We start from the raw sequence: 23,061 nt of genomic DNA on the forward strand, positions 1-23,061 counted from the left end.
GCGGTAGCCTTGATGAACGATAAATGGTTTAGGCAGCGGTCGCTCGCTCGGGTAGATGTGATACTATATCGTTACATGGAGTTGCTCGTGCGCCCTACCCTGCCGACCGCGTCATTGCTCGCCGCGACCTGCCTGCTCCCCATTGCCGCCGCCGCCCAGGTCAAGCCGACGGCACCACCCCCGCCATCCGACGAGATCGTCGTCACCGCGCGCAAGCTCGATGCGGCGCGCGACGCAATCCTGCCGAGCCTCGGCGCAAGCGACTACAGCTTCGACCGCGCGACGATCGACTCCCAGCCCGGCGGGCAGGACCGCGGGATCTCGCAGCTGCTCCAGCAGGCCCCCGGCGTCAGCCAGGACAGCGATGACGAAATCCACGTCCGCAACGAGCACGGCAACGTCCAATACCGGCTCAACGGCGTCATCATCCCCGAAAGCATCGCCGGGTTCGGCCAGACGATCGACACGCGAATCGCCAAGTCGGTCAATCTGCTCACCGGCACCCTGCCCGCGCAATACGGCTACCGCACCGCCGGGGTGGTCAACATCGCGACCCAGTCGGGGGCGTTCGACCTTGCCGGTAACGTCGACCTGTATGGCGGGTCGAACGGGCGGGTCGAGCCGAGCTTCACGCTGCAGAACTCGACCGGCGGCCTCAACTATTTCGTCTCGGGAAGCTACCTCCGTGACGACCTCGGTATCGAGAATCCGACACGGTCGCGGAGCGCGATCCATGACCGCACCGAGCAGTATCGCGGCTTCGTCTATCTGTCGCAGATCCTGTCCGACACCAGCCGGATCAGCGCGTTCGGCGGGACGGCCATCGGCAAGTTCCAGATACCCAACAATCCGGGGCAGGTCGGCGCGTATCAGCTCAACCGCCAGACGACCTTCGATTCGTCGCTGCTCGACCAGAACCAGCGCGAGGTCACCCACTACGGCGTCGTCTCGTATCAATATTCAGGCGACGCGCTCAACGTCCTCGTTGCACCGTTCGTCCGTTATTCGCGGACCAGCTTCCTGCCCGATCCGGCGGGCGGCGACATCATCTTCAACGGCTTCTCCGACCAGTCGCGGCTGTCGAGCCTCGTCTACGGCGTCCAGGCCGACGCCAGCTACAAGCTGTCCGAGGCGCATACGCTCCGCGGCGGCGTCTTCTTCCAGAACGAGCGGACGCGGTCGAACGTAACGTCACGGGTCCTGCCGACCGACAGCGAGGGCAACCAGACGAGCGACACCGCCTTTCCGATCACCGTCGCCGGCAGCAAGACCGGCCAGCTTTACGGCGTCTATCTCCAGGACGAATGGAGCCTGACGCCCGAACTCACGCTCAACGTCGGGGCACGCTTCGACGCGGTCGACGCCTACACCAGCGAGAACCAGCTCAGTCCGCGGATCAATCTCGTCTACACGCCGACGACGGGAACGACCTTCCATGCCGGCTATGCCCGCAACTTCACCCCGCCGCCGCAGGAGCTGATCGGGACGACGACAGTCGCCCAGTTCAACGGCACGACCAAGCAGCCCGAGGTCCCCTTCTCGTCCGCGGTCAAATCCGAGCGCGAGCATTACTTCGACGCCGGCGTCCTCCAGACCGTCCTCCCCGGGCTGACGGTCGGCCTCGACGGCTATTACAAGATCAAGAAGGACCTGCTCGACGAGGGCCAGTTCGGCGAATCGCTCGTCCTGTCACCATTCAACTACGAAAAAGGCTATGCCTGGGGCATCGAGCTGACGACGACGTACCGGCGCGGCGCATTGTCGCTGTACGGCAATGCGACGCGCGGGCAGGAGAAGGGCAAGAACATTGTGTCCAGCCAGTTCTTCTTTGCCCCGGCCGAGCTCGCGTACATCCAGAACCACTATATCTACACCGACCATTCGCAGAACTGGAGTGCGTCGGGTGGCGGCTCGTATGCGTTCGGCGACGGCATCGGCAAGCTCACCCCGTCGGCCGACTTCATCTACGGCGATGGTCTGCGCGCGGGCGATCCGGCGGGGATCGTCCCCAACGGCGGCAAGCTGCCGTCGTACGTTCAGGTCAATTTCGGCGTCAGCCAGTCGATCGACGCGCTCAGGGGCCTGTCGATCCGCTTCGACGTGACCAACGCCTTCGACCATAGCTATGCGATCCGCGACGGGTCGGGGGTCGGCGTGGGGGCTCCGCAGTATGGCGCCCGGCGGGCATTCTTCGGGGGCGTCCGCGCGTCGTTCTAGTGGCGCGGCCGGGCCGGAAGGTTACACAAGTCCACTGAACGACCAGCTTTTTCACATCCACGCGCGCTGTGATTGCCGCGTAGGCAGCGATCGCCCACTCCGCCGTCATCGCCGCGAAGGCGGGGACCCATCGTCCCAACGTTCAGTGGTGATGGGTCCCCGCCTTCGCGGCGATGACAATTCAGGCAGACGTCTCAGCATCTTGCCAATGCCACCCGCGGCCGACCGTGCCCAAAGGTTACACAAGTCCACGAAACGACCAGCTTTCGAGCTTTGAGCATGCAAGCTCTGCGGAGAAATCACGACGAATTGCATGTTTCGGTGACAGCCCTCCCGAGCCGCATAAGACAACGACTCCAACAATGAGAAAGAACGCGGTGCCGGCAAGTACGCGCCGACTCGAACCCGCGATCATACCGCATCGCCAACCCTGTAGGACAGCGCCGCGCCGCTGATCGTGTCGCCGCAGGGATTGTCGTTCGCCGTCGCGGTCGCCTAGGTTGCTTGCGCCTTTGAGTCCGATAGGAACCCCGTGATCCGAACCCTGCTCGCCGCCTCGACGATCGCCACCCTCGGCGGTGCCGCCGCACCGACAGCCGCCGCCCCCCCTGCCGCAACCGCGACCCCCGCCACTACTGCCGCCGACCCCTATCTCTGGCTCGAAAGCGTCGACTCGCCGCGCGCGATGGCGTGGGTCAATGCGCGCAATGCGTACAGCACCGGGGTGCTCGAGGCCGACCCGCGTTACAAGACGCTGTACGAGGAGGCGCTCGCGATCGCTGGGGCGAAGGACCGGATTCCGCAGCCGACCTTCACCCACGGCGCGATCTATAACTTCTGGCAGGACCCCGACCATCTCCGCGGCATCTGGCGGACAACGACCCTCGCCAGCTACCGCACCGACGCCCCCGACTGGAAGACCGTCCTCGACATCGACGCGCTCGGCAAGGCCGAGGGGAAGAGCTGGGTGTGGCACGGCGCGCACTGCCTCGAACCCGACGAGCGGCGCTGCTTGATCTCGCTGTCCGACGGCGGCGAGGACGCGGTCGTCGTCCGTGAAATCGACCTCGACACCGGCAAGTTCGTTGCGGGCGGCTTCGACCTGCCGCGCGCCAAGCACGCCGTCGCGTGGGAAGACGCCGACCATTTGCTCGTCGCGAGCGAATGGACCCCCGGCGACCTGACCAGCTCGGGCTACCCATACATCGTCAAGCGGCTGACACGCGGCCAGCCATTGTCGTCCGCAGTCGAGGTCTATCGCGGCACCAAGGCCGACGTCGAGGTCAACCCGGTCGTCCTGCATGACGCGCAGGGCCGCCAGCTGACGATCATCCAGCGTGCGATCGACTTCTTCCACTACGAGACCTTCGTCGTAACGCCGAAGGGGACGAAGCGCCTCGCAATCCCGGCGAAGGCGAGCGTCGCCGACCTCGTCGCCGGACGCGTCGTCGTCAGGCTCGACGAGGCGTGGACGGCCGCCGGCACGACATTGCCGTCGGGGTCGCTTGCCCAGCTCGATCTCGCCGCGGTCGAGGCCGCGCCCGATGCGCTCAAGCCGAGCCTGATTTGGGCGCCCGGGCCGCGCGATGCATTGGGCGACGTCGCCGCGACGCGCGATACGCTCGTCGTCACCACGCTCGACAACGTCCGCGGGCGGGCGTGGGTGTTTACCCCGGCGGCGGGCGGGCGGTGGACCCGGGCGAAACTCGATGTTCCCGATAATCTCGCGGTCGACCTCGGCGACGCCGACCGCCGCTCGAACCGCGCGTTCGTGCGGATGAGCGGCTTCCTGACGCCATCGTCGCTCGCGCTCGCCGACGCCGCGACGGGCTCGCTGGCAACGGTCAAGACGCTGCCTGCGAAGTTCGATGCGTCGCGCGACGTTGTCGAGCAGTTCGAGGCGACGTCGACCGACGGAACGAAAATCCCGTACTTCGTCGTCCACCGGAAGGACCTGAAGTACGACGGCTCGACCCCGACCTTGCTGTATGCGTACGGCGGGTTCCAGGTTAGTGAGACCCCCGATTACAGCGGCGCAATGGGCAAGCTGTGGCTCGAGCGCGGCGGCGCGTACGTCCTCGCCAATATCCGCGGCGGCGGCGAGTTCGGCCCGGCGTGGCACGAAGCTGGCTTGGGCGTGAAGCGCCAGATCGTCTACGACGACTTCGCCAGCGTCGCTCGCGACCTGATCGCCAAAAAGATCACCTCGCCGCGCCGCCTCGGCATCGAGGGCGGGTCGAACGGCGGGCTGTTGATGGGGGTCGAGTTCACCCAGCACCCCGAATTGTGGAACGCGGTCGTCATCCAGGTGCCGCTGCTCGACATGATCCGCATCGGCCAGATCGCCGCCGGGGCATCTTGGCAGGGCGAGTACGGCAACGTCGACACCGACCCGGCGGTGATGGCATTCTGGCAGAAGACCTCGCCGTACGCGAACCTGCGCGCGGGGGTGAAATACCCCGAGCCGTTCATCTTCACCACGACCAAGGACGACCGCGTCGGCCCGCAGCACGCGCGCAAGTTCGCTGCGCGGATGGAGGAGATGGGCTATCATTTCTATTATTACGAGAACACCGAGGGCGGGCACGGCGCGGGGGCGGACCTCAAGCAGGCGGCGCATACGACCGCGCTGACGATGACGTATCTGCAGAAAAAGCTGATGGAATAGGGTTAATTTGCCGGGCTTGTCCGGGGGCGGCAAGCGCCTAGACTGCGCACCGTGGACAACGTTCGGACCTTCCTCGTCGTCGTCGACGACACCCCCGAGAGCCGGGTGGCGATGCGCTTCGCGGCGCTGCGCGCGGCGCACGTCGATGGCCGTGTCACCCTGCTCCACACGATGCCGGTCACCGAGTTCATGCAATGGGGCGGGGTTCAGGAGCTGATCGAGGCCGAGGCCAAGGCGAATGCCGAAGCTTTGCTCGCGGGCGTCGCCGACGAGCTGTTCACCTTGTCGGGGCAGCGTCCGGGGATGATCGTGCGGCAGGGCGAGCCGACCGCGGCGGTGCTCGAGACCGTCGCCGCCGATCCGTCGATCCGCGCGCTGGTGCTCGGCGCGGCACCGAAGGGTGCGCCGGGTCCGTTGGTGGCGTTTTTTTCGGGCGAGCGGGCGGGGACGCTGCCGTGCCTCGTGATGATCGTGCCCGGCAGCCTCAACGACGCGCGCCTTGCCGAACTGGCGTGAGCGGCCGGCCCCGACTTGATCTGACGGGCGTGGCGCGCCACATGCGCGGTGACCCCGGAGACTGACCATGTACATCGAGACCGAGCGCACGCCGAACCCGCAGACGCTCAAGTTCCTGCCGGGACGCCCCGTCATGCCGTCGGGGACGATCGGCTTCACCACGCCGGAGGACGCCGCAGCATCGCCGCTCGCCGCCGCATTGTTCGGCCTCGGCGATGTCGAAGGCGTATTCTTCGGGTCGGACTTCGTCTCGGTCAACAAGGCGGAAGGATCGGCCGACTGGTCGTCGCTGAAGACGCAGGTGCTCGGCATCCTCGTCGACCACTTCAGCAGCGGTGCGCCGATCATGGCGGGCGAAGCCGCTCCCGCCGCGGCGATCGACGACGACCCCGAGGATGCCGACATCGTCGCGCAGATCATTGACCTGCTCGACACCCGGATCCGCCCGCAGGTCGCGAACGACGGCGGCGACATCATTTATCGCGGCTTCAACCGCGGCATCGTCTCGCTCCAGATGCAGGGCGCGTGCTCGGGCTGCCCGTCGTCGACCGCGACGCTCAAGGGCGGGATCGAGTCGCTGCTCAAATATTACGTCCCCGAAGTCGTCGAAGTCCGCGCGGTATGATGCTCGACGACGCGGCGCTCGACACACTGTTTCGCACCGCCCGGACTTATTACAGCTGGGCCGACACCCCGGTTTCCGACGCAACGCTGCATACGCTGTACGAGCTGGCAAAGCTCGGGCCGACGGCGGCTAATTCGTCGCCCGCGCGGTTCGTCTTCTGCCGTTCGGTCGAGGCGCGCGAGAAATTGGCCGGGTGCGTCAGCGCGGCCAATGCCCATAAGGTCCGCACCGCGCCGGTGACCGCGATCGTCGGCATGGACATGGAGTTCTACGAGAAGCTGCCGCACCTGTTTCCGCACGCCGACGCGCGGTCGTGGTTCGCCGGCAAGCCCGACGCGATCCACGAGACGGCGTTCCGCAATTCAAGCCTGCAGGGCGCGTATTTGATCCTTGCGGCGCGGTCGCTTGGGCTCGACTGCGGTCCGATGTCGGGGTTCGACAAGGCCAAGGTCGACGCCGCGTTCTTCGCCGGCACCACGGTCGAGGCCAATTTCATCTGCTCGATCGGGCACGGCACGACCGAGAAACTATTCCCCCGCTCGCCGCGGCTGGACTTCGACGAGGCGGCACAAATCAGCTGATGCTCCTCGTCATCGAAACCGCGTTCGCGCTCTCGGTGGCGTTGCTCGACGATGACCGCATCGTCGCCGAGGAGCATCGCGAAGTCGGCCGCGGCCATGCCGAGGCGCTGATGCCTGCCGTCGCCGCCGTCGTCGGCAACTCCCGGGTGACGGAGATCGTCGTCGACATCGGCCCCGGCAGCTTCACCGGCCTGCGCATCGGCATCGCCGCCGCCCGCGCGCTCGGACTGGCGTGGGGCGTACCCGTTACCGGCGTCGGATCGCTGAGCCTGATCGCCGCCGCCGCGTTCGCTGCCGACCCGTCACTGGCCGCAGTCACCGCAGTCGCCGATGCCGGTCGCGGACAAGTCTACTGGCAATCGTCCGACCGCGACTTCGCCGAGACGGGCGAGGCGGCTGCCGGAGCTTTGGGAACGATCGCCCTCCCGCCGAGCACGACCTGCGCCGGACCGGGAGCGGCCCTTATCCCCGGCGCGCAATGCCTCGACCCTGCACCCCCGCGCGCAGCGAGCCTCCGGCACCTGCCGCGCTCCGCCTGGTCGCTGCCCCCAGTGCCACTCTACCTCCGCGCGCCCGACGCGGTCGCGGCATGACCGCGGCGCTGCGCCTCGCCGACGGTCGCGACATCGCGCCGATCATGACGGTGATGACCGCGGCGTTCGACCCGCGTTACGGCGAGGCGTGGTCGGCGCCGCAGGTTCTCGGCTCGTTCGGCACCGGGATCGCCTGGGCCCGCCTTGCCGAAGATCATGGTGAACCGGTCGGCTTCACACTCTGTCGCCGTGTCGGGCCCGAGGCCGAACTGTTACTCATCGGCGTCCCGCCTTTATGTCGCGGCAAAGGCTATGGCGGCGAATTACTCAGTGCCGCACGACACGATGCACAAATCCGCGGGGCCGACGCACTATTCCTTGAAGTACGGGAAGACAATAGTCCCGCTCTCGGACTGTATCGACGTGGCGGATTTATCGCTATCGGCAGGCGGCGTGACTATTACCGCGGCCCCGGCGACGTCAAGTTCGACGCCATCACATTGCGTTGCGATCTGGCCCGATAAATTAACTCACATATAGTCGCCTAGTCGCTTGTCAAAAAAGGATGCTCACTGCATATGACGCGATAATCATCCTCCACAAATAGTTAAGGGCTTACCATGACCGACCCTCGCGCGGCGCACGCCGAGTTGCTCACGTTGACCGCCGACATCGTCTCGTCGCACGTCGCCAACAATATCGTCGCCGTTTCCGATCTCGCGACTGCGATCAGCAGCGTCTATGCTTCGCTTGCAGGCCTGGGTGGCCCGGAGCCGATCGAGACGCCGAAGCTCGAGCCCGCCGTCTCGATCCGCGCTTCGATCAAGCCCGATCACATCGTCTGCCTCGAAGACGGCAAGAAGCTGAAAATGCTCAAGCGCCACCTGATGACGCGCTACGGCATGACCCCCGACGCCTATCGCGCCAAATGGTCGCTGCCCGCCGATTATCCCATGGTCGCCCCCGACTATGCCGCGCAGCGCCGGACGCTCGCGAAGAAGATCGGCCTCGGCACCAAGCGCAACGTTGCGCGCTCGCGCTAAGCCACGGCTTGCCGCTGCGCCCCGGCCTTTCTAGGGTGCGGCGGCAGCAGGACGTGACCCGATGAGCGGCAGGATCGATATCGAGACGTTGTGCGCGGCGAAGGGTCTGCGGATCACCGAGCAGCGCCGGACGATTGCGCGCGTCCTGTCGGATGCGGTCGATCATCCCGATGTCGAGGAGCTGCACCGTCGCTCGGCGGCGATCGACCCGGGCATTTCGATTGCGACGGTCTACCGCACCGTCCGCCTGTTCGAAGAATACGGCATCCTCGAGCGCCACGACTTCCGCAACGGGCGCTCGCGCTACGAAGCGGCGGGCGAGGAACATCACGACCATCTGATCGACATCGAGAGCGGTCAAGTCATTGAATTTCATGACGCCGAGCTCGAGGAACTTCAGCGCAAGATCGCCGAGCGCCTCGGCTTCCGGCTCGTGGATCATCGCATGGAATTATACGGCGTGCCGATCGTGAAGTCCTCGGCGGACGAACCCGCGGTCGCGAAGTCCCCGGTAGCCACGCCGACGTGACCAGCCCGGCGACGCGCGTGGCACGGATGCGTCCGGTGCGCGGGCGTGGCTTCGGGCGGACACGGGCGTTTGCCGGGATCGGCGCGGCGGCGGCGGCGCTGGTGCCGATCGAACTGGCGATGCGGCGGATCTCCCCCAAGAATCGCCCGCGAATTCCGTGGCTTTTCCATCGCGCCTTGACCCGGTCGCTCGGCATCCATGTCGTCGTTCACGGGCGGCAGGAGCGGCGCGGGGGGGTGCTGTTTGTCGCCAACCATGTCAGCTGGGCCGATATTCCCGTGATGGGGAGCAATATCCTTGCGGCGTTCGTAGCCAAGTCTGAAGTTGCCAATTACGGCCCGGTCGGCTGGCTATCGACGTTGAGCCGGACAGTCTATGTCGAACGCGACCGCCGGCAGAAGACTGGTGAAGCGCGCAATGCGATAGTCGAGCGTCTCGCGGCGGGCGAGAATGTCATCCTGTTCCCCGAAGGAACCAATAGCGATGGCGTCTCGGTGCTGCCCTTCAAGTCGGCTTTATTTGCCGCGATCGAGGGGCCGGGCTGCGAGGACTTTATCATCCAGCCGGTCGCGATCGCCTATACGCGGCTCAATGGCATCCCGATCACACGGGAACGCCTGCCCGACATCGCGTGGATCGGCGACACCGCGCTCGCGCCGCATATGCTCAGCTTCATGTCGCTCGGTAAGGTACGGGCAGAGTTACGATTTTTCCCGGCCGTCAAAGTTGGCGACTTCGCCGACCGCAAAGCGCTGGCGCTGCATTGTCACAACGTGATCGCCGACGGTTACCGCAAGATGATGCGCGGCGAGGCCTGATCCGGCCTGCCGCACACACCCCGCACATCGACCGCACCCCGTCCCGAACCGCGCCGCCGGATTGGCGCGCATCCGGAACGCCGGATTTATCCGGGGTGCTTCGACGTATCGACGCGAACCTTGACCGTCTGACCCGAATTGCCGGGAAAGTTGGTGAACATCGCGGCGATCAAGTTCGGGACCAACTTTGTCAGGTCATTCGTCGTCGCGACGGTCTCGGCGCGGCCCTCGAAGACGCTGAGATTGTCGGCGACGCGGTTGATCCGCATGTCGACGTAGCTGTTGTACTGGGTCACCGAATAAATCTCGGGGCCGTAGCCATAGCCGCCGAAGCCGCCATAACCGAACCCGCCGAAACCGCCGCCGTAACCGAAGCCGCCATAGCCGAACCCGCGACGACCGAACCCGCCGTAGCCGAACCCGCCGTACGGGCCGAAGCCGCCGTAGCCATAGCCGAAGCCCGGGGTCGATTCGATCCGCTCGCGCGGCATGCCGACCGCATAGTCGAAGTTGACGACGAGCGTCGCTGCGCGCGGATCGGCGGCGGGGCGATAGCCGACCGCCTCGAGGCGCTGCGTGACCAGGTTGGCGTAGGTCGCGAACTCGAGCCCGCCCGCCTTGCGCGCGTCACGCGACTGGATCGTGAAGGTCTGGCCGGAGGGGGCGGGAAGCTGCTGGAAGCGCGCGACCCGCGCCTCGAACGGCTCGGCGCAGGCACCAACGAGGGTCAGCGCGACCAGCGGAGCAATAGTGGCAAAACGCATGTGGCTACCCTCGAAACGAATGATGAACCGCCTTATCGACCTGGCGGTGAATAAGGTGTGAACCCGAATACGCGGCAGAGGGTTCCTGTCCCTCGAATATGGCGTCCGGGCGCGACGGTTCAAGCCAGCCGGACGATTAGGGCGATCGACGGTCGGAAAACAGCAGCGCTCCTTCGCCCCGCTGGTCGAAAGCCGTAGATTGTCGGGCACGTTTACAGTCTGATTCCGATCACACCGTCGCCCGACAAAGATTTCAATTGGTTAACGTTTTGGCACGCTTCTTGCTAAAATTACTGAACGGCAATGCACTGCTAGGTCAATTGATTATGAAAATCCTCTTCGTGTCGATGCTACTGGTCAGTGCTGCATCGGCGGGTGCCTCGACGCTTTATTCGCAGTCGGCGACGTCGGGCGGCGCCGCTTACGCCAGCCAGAACGACACCTCCGGGACGTATGGCTATTTCGCCGTCGCATCGGATGACTTTACGCTCGGAAGCTCGGCCAGAATTACCACGGTCGACTTCGTTGGAGCGTATTTCGTCGGCGCGCCTAGCACCATCACCGCCTTTACACTGACGTTCTCCGCCGACTCCGCCTCGGCGCCCGGTGCGACTCTCTACAGCACGAAGATCGCGGGCAATGCCGGCGAAAGCCTTACCGGCGTCGTTGGTTCGTATTCGGCGGCGGTCGATTTCGCCGCGACCGGCGGGACGAAGTACTGGCTGTCGATCGTTCCGGACCTGACTTACCCGCCGTCATGGGGCTGGGCGGCAGGCAACGGCGGCAACGGCACGGCATATCAGGTCTTTTTCGGTGAGAGTACGGCTCTGCCAACCGATCTCGCCTTTTCGCTCGAAGGTGGTGCTGTTCCGGAACCGGCGGGCTGGACGTTGATGATCGGCGGCTTCGGACTCGTCGGCACCGCGCTGCGTCGTCGACGGCCGGTGGCAGCGTAACGGTTCAGGATTTCCGCGAACGCATGCAACCTGTCCCGGTCATCGCAGGAATCCAACCGCGTCGTAGACCTTTGCCAGCACCGGTTCGGCGATCGTGCGAGCGCGCATGGCACCATCGCGCAGGACAGTGTCGATGTGCCCCGGATCGGCGATCAGGCGGACGTATTCCGCATTGATCGGCGCGAGCTTCGCCACCGTCAGCTCCGCGAGCGCCGGCTTGAATGCGCCGAAACCCTTGCCGCCATACTCGGCCAGCACCGCGTCGACGGTCATTCCAGCCAGCGCGGCATAGATGCCGACGAGATTGCGCGCCTCGGGGCGGCCCTCGAGTCCGGCAGCGGTGTCGGGAAGCACGTCGGCGTCGGACTTGGCGCGCTTGATCTTGGCGACGATCGCCTCGGCGGTGTCGGTCAGGTCGATCCGGCTCGCGTCGGACGGGTCGGACTTCGACATCTTCGCCGCGCCGTCGCGCAACGACATGATCCGCGCCGCCTCCCCCTTCGCCCCGCCGATCACCGGCTGCGGCGGCACGAGCAGCCCCTCGCCGTAGGTCGCGTTGAACTTGATCGCGATGTCGCGGGCGAGTTCGAGGTGCTGCTTCTGGTCGTCGCCGACGGGGACGTGGCTCGCGCGGTAGCCGAGGATGTCGGCGGCCTGGAGGACGGGGTAGACGTACAGCCCGACGCTCGGCCCTTCGGCGTCCTTCCCGCGCTTCTCCTTGAACTGGATCATGCGGTCGAGCCAGCCGGTGCGGGCGATGCTCATCAGCACCCACGCGAGCTCGGCGTGGACCGCGACCGCGCTCTGGGCAAACAGGATCGTCCGCGCGGGGTCGATCCCGGCGGCGAGAATGCCCGCCGCCATCGACCGCGTCGCATTCGCCAGCCCGCCCGCGTCGTGCGGCATCGTGATCGCGTGGAGGTCGACGATGCAATAGATGCACTCGTAGGCCGGATGCCCGCCGGTCCCGTCCTGCATCGCCACCCAGTTGCGCAGCGCGCCGAGGTAGTTGCCGAGGTGGAGGTTGCCGGTCGGCTGGATGCCGGAGAAAACGCGGTTCATTTGGGGGCCCTGCGGAGCTGGCTCTTGAGGTCGGCGAGCGAGAAGGCGCGGAGGAGATACGCCGCCACGACATAGGCGATCCCGCCGCCCGCGATCAACAGCGCGAGCGCGACGCCGCGTTCGACGAGGCTGCCGGTCATCCACGGCGCGACGAGGCGGTCAGCGAAGAGCAGCACCGCCGCCATGACCGCGCTCGCCGCGACGAGCCGCCATGCATTCTTGCGCAGACGGTGGTCGACGCTGAAATGGCGGCGGCGGTGGAGGGTGAGGTAAAGCAGCCCGGCATTGACCCACGCCGCTATCGCGGTCGACAGTGCGATGCCGAGGATTCCGAGCGGCCAGATCAGGGCGATGTTGCCGACGAGGTTGACGAGCATCGATGCGACCGCGATCCGCACCGGCGTCTTGGTGTCCGACCGCGCGTAGAAGCCCGGGGTCAGCACCTTGATTAGCACATACGCCGGGAGCCCGAGCGAGAAGGTCGCGAGCGCTCCGGCGGTCGCGACCGAAGCGGTGGCGGTGAAGCGGCCGTGTTCGAGCAGTGTGTGGATGATCGGCCCGGCGCTGACGACGAGCGCGGCGGCGGAGGGGAGGGTCAGCAGTAAAACGAGTTCGATCGCGCGGTTCTGCGTGTGCATCGCCTGAGCTTCGAGCCCGCCCGCAAGCTGGCGCGACAGCGTCGGCAGCAGGACGGTGCCGATGCCGATGCCGATCAGCCCGAGCGGCAGCTGGTTGAGGCGGTCGGCGTAATAGAGATAGCTGATCGCGCCCTCGCCGAGGAAGCGCGCGGCGAGCGCGGTCGAGATCAGCAGGTTGAATTGGACCGCTCCCGAGCCGAGCGCGGCGGGGCCGATTACCCGCAGCAAGGCGCGGACCGGCGGGGTCAGCCGCGGCCACGTCAGCCGCAGGTTGATGCCCGCGCGGTGGCACGCCCACAGCAGCCAGACGAACTGGAGGATGCCCGCGACCGTCACCGCCGCCGACTGGACCCGCGCGCTTTCGACCGGCGTCGCGCCATGGAACAGCGTCAGCCCGGCGATCAGCGCGAGGTTGAGCAGGATCGGCGCGGCGGCGTTGACCCAGAAGCGCCCGATCGAATTGAGGATGCCTCCCAGGAGCGAGACGAGGCTGATCAATAGCAGATACGGAAAGGTGATCCGGGTGAACTCGACCGCGAGGCGGTATTTCTCAGGGGACGCGTCGGGGAAGCCGCCGGTCATCGCCCACACCACCGGCCCGGCGAGCGCGACCATCAGAATGGTGAACCCGGCGAGGACCGGGAGGAGGACCGACAGCACCTGCTCAGCGAACACCCGCCCGGCGGCAAGGTCGCCCCCCGTCCCGTCGCCGCGCCCCGGCCCGAGCGTCCGGCTGAACATCGGCACGAACGCGGCGGAGAACGCGCCCTCGGCGAACAAGGCGCGGAACAGGTTGGGCAGGCGGAAGGCGATGAGGAAGCAGTCGGACGCAAGTCCCGCGCCGACGAAGCGCGCGAATAGGACGTCGCGGGCGAAACCAAGGACGCGGCTGATCAGGGTAAGGCCGCCGATCGTGCCGGTGGCGCGGACGAGATTCATCCCACTCTCCGGCTACGCGGGGCGGGAAGAGGGCAGAACGAGAGAAACAAGAAGGTCGCGGCAAAGCCGCGCCGTCGGACGGGTTCGGCGGGACTAACCCGCCGCCCCGCCGTCCGGCTCGGCGCGCGTCCGCCGGCTGCTAAGGAACGCAAGGGCGTTCGCTTCACTGCCGGACGGCCGCGCCTTGCTTAGGCATTCCCCATCGCCGGGGCGCCCGCGCCCTCGGCCAACTGCGCCTGCTGCGCCATATACAGCGAACCGAAGTCGATCGGCTCGAGCAGCAGCGGCGGGAAGCCGCCGTCGCGGGTCGCGTCGGCGACGATGCGGCGCGCGAACGGGAACAGGATGCGCGGCGCCTCGACGACGAGGAACGGCTCGAGCGCTTCCTCGGGCAGGTTGCGGATCGCGAACAGCCCGCCGTACAGCAGGTCGACGACGAACGCAGTCTGGTCATTGTTGTACGCGCGCGCCTCGATCTTGAGCTCGACCTCGTACAGGTCGTCACCGGCGCGGCGGGCGTTGACGTTGACGTTGATCTCGATTCGCGGCTGGGTCTCCATCTGGAGCGACGCGGGCGCGTTCGGGTTCTCGAACGACATGTCCTTGGTGTACTGGGTCAGGATGCTGACCTGCGGCTGCGTCGACGCGGCGGCGTCGAGGCCGTTGCCACCGCCCATCACGCCATCGGTTGCGCCCATGAAGTCGTCGGTCTCGTCGACCATGTCTTGTCTCTCATCTGGGAAAATGCCGGACCGACCCGCTATCAGGCACCAACCGGGCGCGCAAGCGTTGGAGGGGTCGGTTGTACCGCAGGTGCGTGCACCTATGTCACACCGATGGACCGGCGCGCCGTGCGTTGCTATGGTTCGGTACGTTACCAGAGGCGAAGACCAATGTCGGACAGCGGAACCTGGATCGAGATCGTGCTGCTGGCGATGCTCGCTGGCTTCATCGGGCTGCGCCTCGTCAGCGTCCTCGGCAAGCGGACGGGCAGCGAGAAGCCGGTCGGTGATGCGTTTCGCCCGGGCAACCCCGCGGTGGTGTCCGTCGCCGCGACCCGCGTCGAGGCCCCGGCGCGCCGCCTCATCACCGTTCCTACCGGCACCGCCGCCGACCTTGCCCCCGCACTGCAGGCGGTTGCCGACGCCGACCCGAGCTTCGAGCCGGAGAAGTTCGTCACAGGCGCGCAGGCCGCGTACCGCATGATCCTCGAAGCCTATTGGTCGGGCGACGCGGCAGCGATGGACAAGCTCGTCTCGGACGAGGTCGCGACGCACTTCCAGCGCGCGATCGAGCAGCGGGGCGGCACCGCCCTGGCGAACAAGCTCGTTCGCATCGACGCGGCGGCGATCACCGCGGCGCAGATGATCGGGCAGATGGCCGAAGTCACCGTTCGCTTCGACGCCGATATCGTCGCCGAGGGATCGACCGCAGATGCCGAGACCCACGACGTCTGGACGTTCAGCCGCCATGTCGGCACCTACGATCCGGCTTGGCTCCTGATCGCCACCGACGTTCACGCGTAAGCGGTGACGTTCCGGCTCGCCCCGTTGCGGGCGCTCGCCGTCGCCGCTGGTCTGGTGCTCGCGGGTTGCGCGGGCGGCGTTAAGGTTGCGACGGTCCCGCCCGCTCCTTCTCGCGTCGCCGTAAAGGCCGAGACACCGCGCCCCACGATTGCCTTTGCTGCGCCGCTCGCCAGCCGTCCGGGGTTTGCGACCGCCGACTTCGGCCCGGCGCTGACCGCATTTCGCCGGTCATGCCCAGCGTTACTCAAGCGGACCGACGCAAGCGGGCTGACGCTGCCCGGCGACTGGACCGCCGCCTGTGCCGCCGCCGCGACCGCGACCGACCCGCGCGCATTCTTCGCCACCGCGCTCCGCCCCGTGGTCGCCGGTGACGGTCGCGGCCTCGATACCGGCTATTTCGAGCCCGAACTCGCCGGGTCGCGCACCGCAGCGCCGGGCTTCGCGGTGCCGCTCTACCGCCGCCCGCTCGACCTTATCGACCTCGACCTCGGTACATTCGACACCAGCCTGAACGGAAAGCACGTCCGCGGGCGGATCGCGGGCAAGACCTTCGTTCCTTATTTCGATCGTGCCGCGATCGACGACGGCGCGCTCACCGGTCGCAGCCTCGAACTCGCGTGGGCGGCGGATCCGTACGAGGCGTTCTTCCTCGAGATCCAGGGATCGGGACGATTGCGGCTGCCCGACGGCACGATCCTTCGCGTCGGCTACGACGGCCAGAACGGCCACGCCTACACCGCGATCGGCAAGCTGCTCCGCGATCGCGGCGTCCTCGCGCCCGGGCAGGCGACGATGGACGGCATCATCGGCTGGATGCGCAGCCACCCCGCCGACGGGCGCCAACTGATGCGCGCCAACCGCAGCTACGTCTTCTTCCGCGTCCTGACGACCCCCGCCGACCTTGGCCCGACCGGCGCGATCGGCGTCCCGCTCACCCCACGCGTCAGCGTCGCCGCCGACCCGAAGTTCGTCGTCCTCGGCGGCCCCGTGTGGCTCGACACGACGGTCGACGGCGCGCCGTTCCGCAACCTTGTCGTCGCGCAGGACACCGGCGGCGCGATCAAGGGTGCGAACCGGCTCGACGTTTTCTGGGGAGCCGGAGCAGCGGCGCGCGCGACCGCCGGCGGGCTGTCGTCGACCGGCAGCGTCACCCTGCTCCTGCCTGCCGCCGCCGCCGAAAGGCTGGTCCATGGCGCGCCGCCTGCACCCTGACGAAAGCGCATTATGGGCGCAGGTCGCGGCGTCGGTCCGGCCGCTGCCGGGACGCGTCCGCCCGATCGTCGGCCCCGCCCCGCGCGTCATAGTCGACCAGCCGCCGCCTGCACCCCCGCCGCCCAAGCGCGCCCCCGCGGCGAACCGGATCGCCGTCGACGCGGCGACGCTCGACGGCGGCTGGGACCGCAAGATGCGGAGCGGGCGGCTCGCCCCCGACCTGACGGTCGACCTGCACGGCTATACGCGCGACCGCGCCCACGCACTGCTGACGCGGATGATTGTCGAAGCGGCGACCGGCGGCGCGCGGATCATGCTTGTCATTACCGGCAAGGGCGCACGCGACAGCGACGACATTGCCAATAACTTTGGGCGTCCGCGCGGGGTGATCCGCGCCTCGCTCCGCGACTGGCTCCAGTCGTCCGACCTGCGTCCCTATATCGCCGCGCTTCGCCCCGCCCACCCGCGCCACGGCGGCGGCGGCGCGTGGTACGTCATCCTGCGGCGGTAGCGACCCGCAGGCGGAGGAGGCCCCACATTGCCGCCGACGCCATGCGGAACAGCGTGCCATTGGGGCGCAAGGCCACCGCGCGAAGCAGCATCCGCACGCCATTATCGACGTGGCGGCGGCGGTACAGCCGGAGTGCACGGATGCCGTATTCGCGGGTGTAGCGGCGATGATATTGCGCGGTGCGGTCGTACGGCAGGACATTCGCGGCGAACCATGCCCAGCCGAGTTCGTCGTCGCCCGCCTCGCTGAAGCGCGTGACGGCGACGACTAGCCGGGTGCGCAACGGGACCGGCGCGGCGGCGTGGTAACGGGTGAAATGCGTCTGGAACAGGCGATAGTGGGCGAATTCGTCTGCGGCGATGCGCCCGGCGATCGCCTGCAGCACCGGCTCGGGCGTTGCGTCGCGTATCGCCGAGTAAAAGGACGAGGTGCCGGTCTCGACGACTTGCCGGGCAACGAGTTCGCCGCAGCGCGATCCCCGGATTGACTGGTCGACGCCCTGCGGAATCTGGAACCCGGCGCGAAAATCCTCGAGCGCGCGGGCAAAGTCGAAGCCCGGGTCGGCGAGCTCGGCCCAGCGCCCAAGGATTGCGCCGTGCTGCTGCTCCTCGACCCCCCAGCGCTCGATTTCGCCGAGGAACGCCGCGTCACCCGCGAACACGCCGCTGAGGTATGCGACATAGTCGGCGGCGTTCGCCTCGACGAGCGCGGCGGTCTTGATCACCGCGAGCAGGTCGGCGTCGACCGCAGCGCGCTCGAAGCGCGCCCACGGTATTTCGTCAGGGGTCCAGCCGGTCATTACGCGATCAATACCAAAGTCGCGCGAAAGTTGCCATTAACCCGAAGGTTACGACTTTCGAGCGATTCACGTGGCTTAGTTGACCGCGACTGCCTGCATCGCTTCGAGCTTGGCGATGCGGACTTCGGCCGCCGCGATCTCGGGTTCGCCGCTCGCGGAGCGGAGCGCCTCGCGCGCGGCGGCGAGATCGCGCGCTGCACCCTCGACGTCGAGCTCGCCGACCGGGATCGCGCTTTCGGCAAGGATCGTCAGCCCGTCGGGACCGACTTCGGCGAAGCCGCCGTCGATGAAGATGCGCTCGGGCACGTCGTTCATGCTCGTCGGAAACACCTGGATCGCGCCGGGGCGGATTGTCGACACGAGCGGTGCATGGCCCGGCAGCACGCCGAAGTCGCCCTCGGTGCCGGGAACGACGACCATGTACACCTCACCCGAGCGCAGGAGCTTCTCGGGGCTGACGAGCTCGAAGTGGAGCGTTTCGGCCATTATGCCGCGTCCTGCGCCAGCCGCTCGCCCTTCTTGACCGCGTCTTCGATCGTGCCGACGAGGTAGAAGGCCGCTTCGGGAAGGTGGTCGTATTCGCCCGCGACGATCGCCTTGAAGCCCTTGATCGTGTCTTCGATGGCGACGAAGACGCCCGGGGTGCCGGTGAAGATTTCGGCGACGTGGAACGGCTGGCTGAGAAAGCGCTGGACCTTGCGGGCGCGGGCGACTGTCAGCTTATCTTCTTCCGACAGCTCGTCCATGCCGAGAATCGCGATGATGTCCTGGAGCGACTTGTACTTCTGCAGCACCTCCTGGACCGAGCGCGCGACGGCATAATGCTCGTCGCCGACGGTGCGCGGCTCGAGCACGCGGCTGGTCGAATCGAGCGGGTCGACGGCGGGGTAGATGCCGAGCTCGGCGATCGAGCGGCTGAGCGTCGTCGTCGCGTCCAAGTGGGCGAACGACGTCGCCGGGGCCGGGTCGGTCAGGTCGTCGGCGGGGACGTAGATCGCCTGGATCGAGGTGATCGACCCCTTGTTGGTCGAGGTGATCCGCTCCTGCAGCTGGCCCATGTCGGTCGCGAGCGTCGGCTGGTAGCCGACCGCCGACGGGATGCGCCCGAGCAGCGCCGACACTTCGGAGCCCGCCTGGGTGAAGCGGAAGATGTTGTCGACGAAGAACAGAACGTCCTGCCCCTCGACGTCGCGGAAATATTCGGCGTTGGTCAGGCCGCTCAGCGCGACGCGGGCGCGGGCTCCCGGGGGCTCGTTCATCTGGCCGTAGAACAGCGACACCTTCGATCCGGCGCTGATCGCGTTGCCGTCGGCGTCGCTGGCGATGACGCCCGCTTCGAGGAATTCGTGATACAGGTCGTTGCCCTCGCGGGTCCGCTCGCCGACGCCGGCGAACACCGACGTGCCGCCGTGCCCCTTGGCGATGTTGTTGATCAGCTCCTGGATCAGCACGGTCTTGCCGACGCCGGCGCCGCCGAACAGCCCGATCTTGCCGCCCTTGGCGTAGGGGGCGATGAGGTCGATGACCTTGATGCCGGTGACGAGGATCGCGCTTTCGGTCGACTGGTCGATGAACAGCGGCGCTTCGGCGTGGATCGGCATCGTGATCTCGGCATTGACCGGGCCGCGCTCGTCGATCGGCTCGCCGATGACGTTGAGAATGCGCCCGAGCGTCATCGGACCGACGGGGACGCGGATTTGCGAACCGGTGTCGGTGACGGGCTGGCCGCGGACGAGGCCGTCGGTCGCGTCCATCGCGATCGTGCGGACGGTGTTCTCGCCGAGGTGCTGGGCGACCTCGAGGACGAGGCGGCGGTCTTCGACGCGGGTTTCGAGCGCCGACAGGATCGCGGGAAGCTCGGTGTCGAACTGGACGTCGACGACGGCGCCGATGACCTGCGACACGCGGCCGATGTTGTTGGTGGTGAGAGTGGTGGCCATGATGCGGTCCTTAGAAATCGGTCAGACGACGGTCAGCGTCACGGTGATATTGTCGCGTGTCGCTTTCGAATAGGGGCAGATCTGATGGGCTTCGGCGACCATCGCCTCGACCTTGGCGCGGTCCTCGCCGGGCACCGACACCGTTATTTCGACCGACAGGTCGTAGCCGGTGTCGCTCTGGCCGAGCGTGACCGCCGCAGAGACCCGCGCCTTCTGGCCGTCGACACCGTGCTTGCGCGCGACGAGCATCAGCGCCGAGCCGAAGCACGACGAATAGCCGAGCGCGAACAGCTGCTCGGGGTTATGCCCGTCGCCCGCGCCGCCCATTTCCTTCGGCGGGGCCATCGCCAGCGCGAGCGCGCCGGTGTCGAGGATGGCGCGGCCTTCGCGTCCGCCCTTGGTCGTTGCCGTGGTCGTGTACGCCATCGTTTCGATCCTAGTGCTGCGGCAGCGACGAGCAGCGCGGGCCGCCGTCGAGCCAATCCCAGCCGGTGCCGTTTTTCGCGACGAGCGCGGTCGTCGGCGTCCACTTCGCGCGGGTGAAGCGCTCCTGATACGAACACTTCAGCTCGCTCGGGTCGCCGAGTGCGGCGCACGACAGCTTGCGCATCGGCGGACACGTCTCGCCCTTGGCGGTCCGCAGCGCGCTAAACTCCGCCGCGCTCGGCCCGACGGGCGCGGCAGCGACGATCGCCAGCGCTCCGAGCGCGAGAAGAGCGCGCGCTATCAAAGCGATTCGGCGCCCGCGATGATCTCGATCAGTTCGGTCGTGATCGCCGCCTGGCGGGTGCGGTTATAGACGATCGTCAGGCGGGTGATGATGTCGCCGGCGTTGCGCGTGGCGTTGTCCATTGCGGTCATCTGCGCCCCGAAGAAGCTCGCCTGGTTCTCGAGCATCGCGCGGAAGATCTGCACCGCAAGGTTACGCGGGAGCAGGTCAGCAAGGATCGATTCCTCGTCGGGCTCATACTCGATCGCGGCGGGCGGCGGGCCTCCGGCGGCAACCACCGGCTCGGCGGTCTTGGCGACCGGCAGCGCTGCAGGGATGAGCTGGACCGTGGTCGGCTCCTGCACGAGTGCCGAGCGGAAGCGCGAGAAGAACAGCTCGGCGATGTCGAACTCACCGTGCGCGAAGCGGTCGATGACCTGCTGCGCAATGACCTGCGCGTCGGCGAACAGCTGCGCCTTGCCGTGGACGAGGTCGAGCGTGTCGAGGATCATGTCGCGGTGGGTGCGGATGAACGCGGCGCGGCCCTTGCGCCCGGCGAGGAGCAGCTTGACGGTCTTGCCCTGCGCGATCAGCTCGTCGGCACGCTTGCGCGCCATGCGGACGATGTTGGTGTTGAACCCGCCCGCGAGCCCGCGCTCCGAGGTGACAACGACGAGCAGATACGTCTGGTCGGCCCCGGTCCCGGCGAGCAGCTTCGGTGATTCAGGTCCGACGGTGATCCGCGAGCCGAGCGACGCCATCACCGCCGCCATGCGCTCCGAATACGGGCGCGCGGCTTCGGCGGCTTCCTGCGACCGGCGCAGCTTCGCCGCGGCGACCATCTTCATCGCCTTGGTGATCTTCTGCGTCGACTTGATCGACGAGATCCGCAGCTTGAGCGCTTTGAGCGATGCCATCTAGCTTTCCCCAGCCGCCCGCTTACGCGAACGTCCGCCCGAATTCGGTCAGCATCGCGTTCAGCGCCTTCTTCGTGTCGTCGCTGATGTCCTTCGACGTGCGGATCGCGGTGAGGACGTCGGCGTGGTTGCTCCGCGCCTCCGCCAGCAGGCCGGCTTCGTAGCGCGTGACGTCCTTGGTCGGGACCTTGTCGAGATAACCGTTCACGCCCGCGAAGATGCTGACGACCTGCTCCTCGAACGGCATCGGCTTGTACTGGCCCTGCTTGAGCAGCTCGGTCAGGCGGGCGCCGCGGTTGAGCAGCTTCTGCGTCGAGGCGTCGAGGTCGGAGCCGAACTGCGAGAACGCCGCCATCTCGCGATACTGGGCGAGCTCGAGCTTGATCGTCCCGGCGACCTTCTTCATCGCCTTGGTCTGCGCCGCCGAACCGACGCGGCTGACCGAAAGCCCGACGTTGATCGCGGGGCGGATGCCCTGGAAGAACAACTCAGTCTCGAGGAAGATCTGGCCGTCGGTGATCGAGATGACGTTGGTCGGGATGTACGCCGACACGTCGCCCGCCTGCGTCTCGATGATCGGCAGCGCGGTCAGCGAGCCGTTGCCGTGCGCGTCGGACATCTTCGCGGCGCGCTCGAGCAGGCGTGAGTGGAGATAGAAGACGTCGCCGGGATAGGCTTCGCGGCCCGGCGGGCGGCGGAGCAGCAGCGACATCTGGCGATACGCGACCGCCTGCTTCGACAGGTCGTCGTAGACGATGACCGCGTGCATGCCGTTATCACGGAAATATTCGCCCATCGTGCAGCCGGTGTACGGGGCGAGGAACTGGAGCGGGGCTGGTTCACTTGCTGTAGCAGCCACGACGATGGTGTATTCCATCGCGCCGTTTTCTTCGAGCGCGCGGACGATCTGGGCGACGGTCGAACGCTTCTGGCCGATCGCGACATAGATGCAGAACAGCTTCTTGCTGTCGTCGTCACCGGCGGCGGCGTTCGGCGCCTTCTGGTTGATGAAGGTGTCGATCGCGACGGCGGTCTTGCCGGTCTGGCGGTCGCCGATGATCAGCTCGCGCTGGCCGCGGCCGACGGGAACGAGCGCGTCCAATGCCTTGAGGCCGGTCTGCATCGGCTCGTTGACCGACTTACGCGGGATGATGCCGGGGGCCTTGACCTCGACGCGGCTGCGCGTGACGTTTTCGATCGGACCCTTGCCGTCGATCGGATTGCCGAGGCCGTCGACGACACGCCCGAGCAGGCCCTTGCCGATCGGCACGTCGACGATCGTGCCGGTGCGCTTGACGGTGTCGCCTTCCTTGATGCCCGAATCCGAGCCGAAGATGACGATGCCGACGTTATCGGCTTCGAGGTTCAAGGCCATGCCCTGGACGCCGCCGGGGAATTCGACCATCTCGCCCGCCTGGACGTTGTCGAGGCCGAAGACGCGGGCGATACCGTCGCCGACCGATAGGACTTGGCCGACTTCGCTGACCTGCGCTTCGGTGCCGAACGACGCGATCTGGTCGCGGATGACTTTCGAGATTTCTGCGGCGCGGATGTCCAT

25 protein-coding genes are annotated in these 23,061 nt (G+C 67.0%); 14 read left to right on the forward strand and 11 right to left on the reverse strand.

Annotation, left to right across the window (positions count from 1 at the left end):
• Positions 1-87: 87 nt before the first annotated feature.
• From KTC28_RS02950 to KTC28_RS02995, 10 genes are all read left to right on the forward strand, one after another.
• Positions 88-2,217: a TonB-dependent receptor gene (locus KTC28_RS02950; RefSeq protein ID WP_216709654.1), complete on the forward strand. Its 2,130-nt coding sequence runs from the start codon at positions 88-90 to the stop codon at positions 2,215-2,217.
• A 562-nt stretch (positions 2,218-2,779) separates the two neighbouring features.
• Positions 2,780-4,885: a prolyl oligopeptidase family serine peptidase gene (locus KTC28_RS02955; RefSeq protein WP_255602399.1), complete on the forward strand. Its 2,106-nt coding sequence runs from the start codon at positions 2,780-2,782 to the stop codon at positions 4,883-4,885.
• A gap of 51 nt (positions 4,886-4,936) precedes the next feature.
• Complete coding sequence (locus tag KTC28_RS02960; protein WP_216709655.1) at positions 4,937-5,401, forward strand: universal stress protein; 465 nt, start codon at positions 4,937-4,939, stop codon at positions 5,399-5,401.
• A gap of 67 nt (positions 5,402-5,468) precedes the next feature.
• On the forward strand, positions 5,469-6,026 hold the full coding sequence (locus KTC28_RS02965) for a NifU family protein (protein WP_216709656.1): 558 nt from the start codon (positions 5,469-5,471) through the stop codon (positions 6,024-6,026).
• A complete protein-coding gene (locus tag KTC28_RS02970) occupies positions 6,023-6,607 on the forward strand; it encodes a malonic semialdehyde reductase (RefSeq protein ID WP_216709657.1) in 585 nt (194 codons plus the stop codon). Before KTC28_RS02965 ends, KTC28_RS02970 begins: the two co-directional genes overlap by 4 nt.
• Positions 6,607-7,200 (forward strand): tRNA (adenosine(37)-N6)-threonylcarbamoyltransferase complex dimerization subunit type 1 TsaB, encoded by a 594-nt coding sequence (gene tsaB, locus KTC28_RS02975; RefSeq protein ID WP_369426572.1) that lies wholly within the window; start codon positions 6,607-6,609, stop codon positions 7,198-7,200. Before KTC28_RS02970 ends, tsaB begins: the two co-directional genes overlap by 1 nt.
• Entirely contained in the window at positions 7,197-7,664 is a 468-nt protein-coding gene (locus KTC28_RS02980; RefSeq protein ID WP_216709658.1) for a GNAT family N-acetyltransferase, read from the forward strand. Before tsaB ends, KTC28_RS02980 begins: the two co-directional genes overlap by 4 nt.
• A gap of 96 nt (positions 7,665-7,760) precedes the next feature.
• The gene (locus tag KTC28_RS02985; RefSeq protein WP_216709659.1) at positions 7,761-8,183 is read left to right on the forward strand and encodes a Ros/MucR family transcriptional regulator; all 423 of its coding nucleotides are present in this window, start codon (positions 7,761-7,763) and stop codon (positions 8,181-8,183) included.
• A 61-nt stretch (positions 8,184-8,244) separates the two neighbouring features.
• Entirely contained in the window at positions 8,245-8,712 is a 468-nt protein-coding gene (locus KTC28_RS02990; RefSeq protein ID WP_216709660.1) for a Fur family transcriptional regulator, read from the forward strand.
• Positions 8,713-8,738: 26 nt separating this feature from the next.
• Positions 8,739-9,530, forward strand: coding sequence for a lysophospholipid acyltransferase family protein (locus KTC28_RS02995; protein WP_255602402.1), 792 nt, complete (start codon positions 8,739-8,741; stop codon positions 9,528-9,530).
• A gap of 86 nt (positions 9,531-9,616) precedes the next feature.
• Here the strand turns inward: KTC28_RS02995 and KTC28_RS03000 are convergent, their stop codons facing one another.
• The gene (locus KTC28_RS03000; RefSeq protein WP_216709662.1) at positions 9,617-10,294 is read right to left on the reverse strand and encodes a DUF4136 domain-containing protein; all 678 of its coding nucleotides are present in this window, start codon (positions 10,292-10,294) and stop codon (positions 9,617-9,619) included.
• Between the two features lie 326 nt (positions 10,295-10,620).
• On the opposite strand from KTC28_RS03000, the gene KTC28_RS03005 reads away from it, so the two are divergent.
• Complete coding sequence (locus KTC28_RS03005) at positions 10,621-11,250, forward strand: PEPxxWA-CTERM sorting domain-containing protein (protein ID WP_255602219.1); 630 nt, start codon at positions 10,621-10,623, stop codon at positions 11,248-11,250.
• Between the two features lie 39 nt (positions 11,251-11,289).
• On the opposite strand, the gene trpS is transcribed toward KTC28_RS03005, so the two are convergent.
• The 3 genes from trpS to secB all read right to left on the reverse strand — a co-directional run bounded on the left by trpS (position 11,290) and on the right by secB (position 14,587).
• Entirely contained in the window at positions 11,290-12,312 is a 1,023-nt protein-coding gene (trpS, locus tag KTC28_RS03010; protein ID WP_216709663.1) for a tryptophan--tRNA ligase, read from the reverse strand.
• Positions 12,309-13,889 carry a murein biosynthesis integral membrane protein MurJ gene (murJ, locus tag KTC28_RS03015; RefSeq protein WP_216709664.1) on the reverse strand — a complete coding sequence of 527 codons (1,581 nt, stop codon included), beginning with the start codon at positions 13,887-13,889 and terminating at the stop codon, positions 12,309-12,311. Before murJ ends, trpS begins: the two co-directional genes overlap by 4 nt.
• 188 nt (positions 13,890-14,077) lie before the next feature.
• Entirely contained in the window at positions 14,078-14,587 is a 510-nt protein-coding gene (gene secB / locus KTC28_RS03020; RefSeq protein WP_439650119.1) for a protein-export chaperone SecB, read from the reverse strand.
• Positions 14,588-14,782: 195 nt separating this feature from the next.
• On the opposite strand from secB, the gene KTC28_RS03025 reads away from it, so the two are divergent.
• The 3 genes from KTC28_RS03025 to KTC28_RS03035 are packed head-to-tail and all read left to right on the forward strand — an operon-like array spanning position 14,783 to position 17,138.
• Complete coding sequence (locus KTC28_RS03025) at positions 14,783-15,415, forward strand: Tim44/TimA family putative adaptor protein (RefSeq protein ID WP_216709666.1); 633 nt, start codon at positions 14,783-14,785, stop codon at positions 15,413-15,415.
• A gap of 3 nt (positions 15,416-15,418) precedes the next feature.
• Positions 15,419-16,627: a murein transglycosylase A gene (gene mltA / locus KTC28_RS03030; protein ID WP_255602220.1), complete on the forward strand. Its 1,209-nt coding sequence runs from the start codon at positions 15,419-15,421 to the stop codon at positions 16,625-16,627.
• A complete protein-coding gene (locus KTC28_RS03035; RefSeq protein WP_216709667.1) occupies positions 16,605-17,138 on the forward strand; it encodes a Smr/MutS family protein in 534 nt (177 codons plus the stop codon). The genes mltA and KTC28_RS03035 overlap by 23 nt, the downstream gene beginning before the upstream one ends.
• Here KTC28_RS03035 and KTC28_RS03040 read toward each other — a convergent pair.
• From KTC28_RS03040 to atpA, 7 genes are all read right to left on the reverse strand, one after another.
• The gene (locus KTC28_RS03040; RefSeq protein ID WP_216709668.1) at positions 17,122-17,937 is read right to left on the reverse strand and encodes a ferritin-like domain-containing protein; all 816 of its coding nucleotides are present in this window, start codon (positions 17,935-17,937) and stop codon (positions 17,122-17,124) included. The two genes, KTC28_RS03035 and KTC28_RS03040, sit on opposite strands and share 17 nt — an antisense overlap.
• Before the next feature lie 75 nt (positions 17,938-18,012).
• Positions 18,013-18,423, reverse strand: a complete 411-nt coding sequence (locus tag KTC28_RS03045) for a F0F1 ATP synthase subunit epsilon (protein ID WP_216709669.1) — start codon at positions 18,421-18,423, stop codon at positions 18,013-18,015.
• The gene (gene atpD, locus KTC28_RS03050; protein WP_216709670.1) at positions 18,423-19,877 is read right to left on the reverse strand and encodes a F0F1 ATP synthase subunit beta; all 1,455 of its coding nucleotides are present in this window, start codon (positions 19,875-19,877) and stop codon (positions 18,423-18,425) included. Before atpD ends, KTC28_RS03045 begins: the two co-directional genes overlap by 1 nt.
• A gap of 21 nt (positions 19,878-19,898) precedes the next feature.
• Complete coding sequence (locus KTC28_RS03055; RefSeq protein ID WP_216709671.1) at positions 19,899-20,303, reverse strand: organic hydroperoxide resistance protein; 405 nt, start codon at positions 20,301-20,303, stop codon at positions 19,899-19,901.
• A gap of 10 nt (positions 20,304-20,313) precedes the next feature.
• A complete protein-coding gene (locus KTC28_RS03060) occupies positions 20,314-20,607 on the reverse strand; it encodes a hypothetical protein (RefSeq protein ID WP_216709672.1) in 294 nt (97 codons plus the stop codon).
• The gene (locus tag KTC28_RS03065; RefSeq protein ID WP_216709673.1) at positions 20,604-21,503 is read right to left on the reverse strand and encodes a F0F1 ATP synthase subunit gamma; all 900 of its coding nucleotides are present in this window, start codon (positions 21,501-21,503) and stop codon (positions 20,604-20,606) included. Before KTC28_RS03065 ends, KTC28_RS03060 begins: the two co-directional genes overlap by 4 nt.
• A 22-nt stretch (positions 21,504-21,525) precedes the next feature.
• The gene (gene atpA, locus KTC28_RS03070; protein ID WP_216709674.1) at positions 21,526-23,061 is read right to left on the reverse strand and encodes a F0F1 ATP synthase subunit alpha; all 1,536 of its coding nucleotides are present in this window, start codon (positions 23,059-23,061) and stop codon (positions 21,526-21,528) included.

The organism is Polymorphobacter megasporae (assembly GCF_018982885.2).
Lineage (GTDB): Bacteria > Pseudomonadota > Alphaproteobacteria > Sphingomonadales > Sphingomonadaceae > Polymorphobacter_B > Polymorphobacter_B megasporae.

What these genes read in the sequence shown, in the direction of transcription:
- secB (WP_439650119.1), bottom strand. Translation starts at nt 14,587, where the DNA reads ATGGGCGCAACCGATGGCGTGATGGGCGGTGGCAACGGCCTCGACGCC.
- KTC28_RS03065 (WP_216709673.1), bottom strand. Translation starts at nt 21,503, where the DNA reads ATGGCATCGCTCAAAGCGCTCAAGCTGCGGATCTCGTCGATCAAGTCG.
- KTC28_RS03045 (WP_216709669.1), bottom strand. Translation starts at nt 18,423, where the DNA reads ATGGCCGAAACGCTCCACTTCGAGCTCGTCAGCCCCGAGAAGCTCCTG.
- KTC28_RS03040 (WP_216709668.1), bottom strand. Translation starts at nt 17,937, where the DNA reads ATGACCGGCTGGACCCCTGACGAAATACCGTGGGCGCGCTTCGAGCGC.
- KTC28_RS03025 (WP_216709666.1), top strand. Translation starts at nt 14,783, where the DNA reads ATGTCGGACAGCGGAACCTGGATCGAGATCGTGCTGCTGGCGATGCTC.
- KTC28_RS03035 (WP_216709667.1), top strand. Translation starts at nt 16,605, where the DNA reads ATGGCGCGCCGCCTGCACCCTGACGAAAGCGCATTATGGGCGCAGGTC.
- KTC28_RS02980 (WP_216709658.1), top strand. Translation starts at nt 7,197, where the DNA reads ATGACCGCGGCGCTGCGCCTCGCCGACGGTCGCGACATCGCGCCGATC.
- atpD (WP_216709670.1), bottom strand. Translation starts at nt 19,877, where the DNA reads ATGGCCACCACTCTCACCACCAACAACATCGGCCGCGTGTCGCAGGTC.
- KTC28_RS03005 (WP_255602219.1), top strand. Translation starts at nt 10,621, where the DNA reads ATGAAAATCCTCTTCGTGTCGATGCTACTGGTCAGTGCTGCATCGGCG.
- KTC28_RS02985 (WP_216709659.1), top strand. Translation starts at nt 7,761, where the DNA reads ATGACCGACCCTCGCGCGGCGCACGCCGAGTTGCTCACGTTGACCGCC.
- tsaB (WP_369426572.1), top strand. Translation starts at nt 6,607, where the DNA reads ATGCTCCTCGTCATCGAAACCGCGTTCGCGCTCTCGGTGGCGTTGCTC.
- KTC28_RS03055 (WP_216709671.1), bottom strand. Translation starts at nt 20,303, where the DNA reads ATGGCGTACACGACCACGGCAACGACCAAGGGCGGACGCGAAGGCCGC.
- trpS (WP_216709663.1), bottom strand. Translation starts at nt 12,312, where the DNA reads ATGAACCGCGTTTTCTCCGGCATCCAGCCGACCGGCAACCTCCACCTC.
- KTC28_RS02970 (WP_216709657.1), top strand. Translation starts at nt 6,023, where the DNA reads ATGATGCTCGACGACGCGGCGCTCGACACACTGTTTCGCACCGCCCGG.
- KTC28_RS03000 (WP_216709662.1), bottom strand. Translation starts at nt 10,294, where the DNA reads ATGCGTTTTGCCACTATTGCTCCGCTGGTCGCGCTGACCCTCGTTGGT.
- KTC28_RS02965 (WP_216709656.1), top strand. Translation starts at nt 5,469, where the DNA reads ATGTACATCGAGACCGAGCGCACGCCGAACCCGCAGACGCTCAAGTTC.
- KTC28_RS02990 (WP_216709660.1), top strand. Translation starts at nt 8,245, where the DNA reads ATGAGCGGCAGGATCGATATCGAGACGTTGTGCGCGGCGAAGGGTCTG.
- KTC28_RS02995 (WP_255602402.1), top strand. Translation starts at nt 8,739, where the DNA reads ATGCGTCCGGTGCGCGGGCGTGGCTTCGGGCGGACACGGGCGTTTGCC.
- murJ (WP_216709664.1), bottom strand. Translation starts at nt 13,889, where the DNA reads ATGAATCTCGTCCGCGCCACCGGCACGATCGGCGGCCTTACCCTGATC.
- atpA (WP_216709674.1), bottom strand. Translation starts at nt 23,061, where the DNA reads ATGGACATCCGCGCCGCAGAAATCTCGAAAGTCATCCGCGACCAGATC.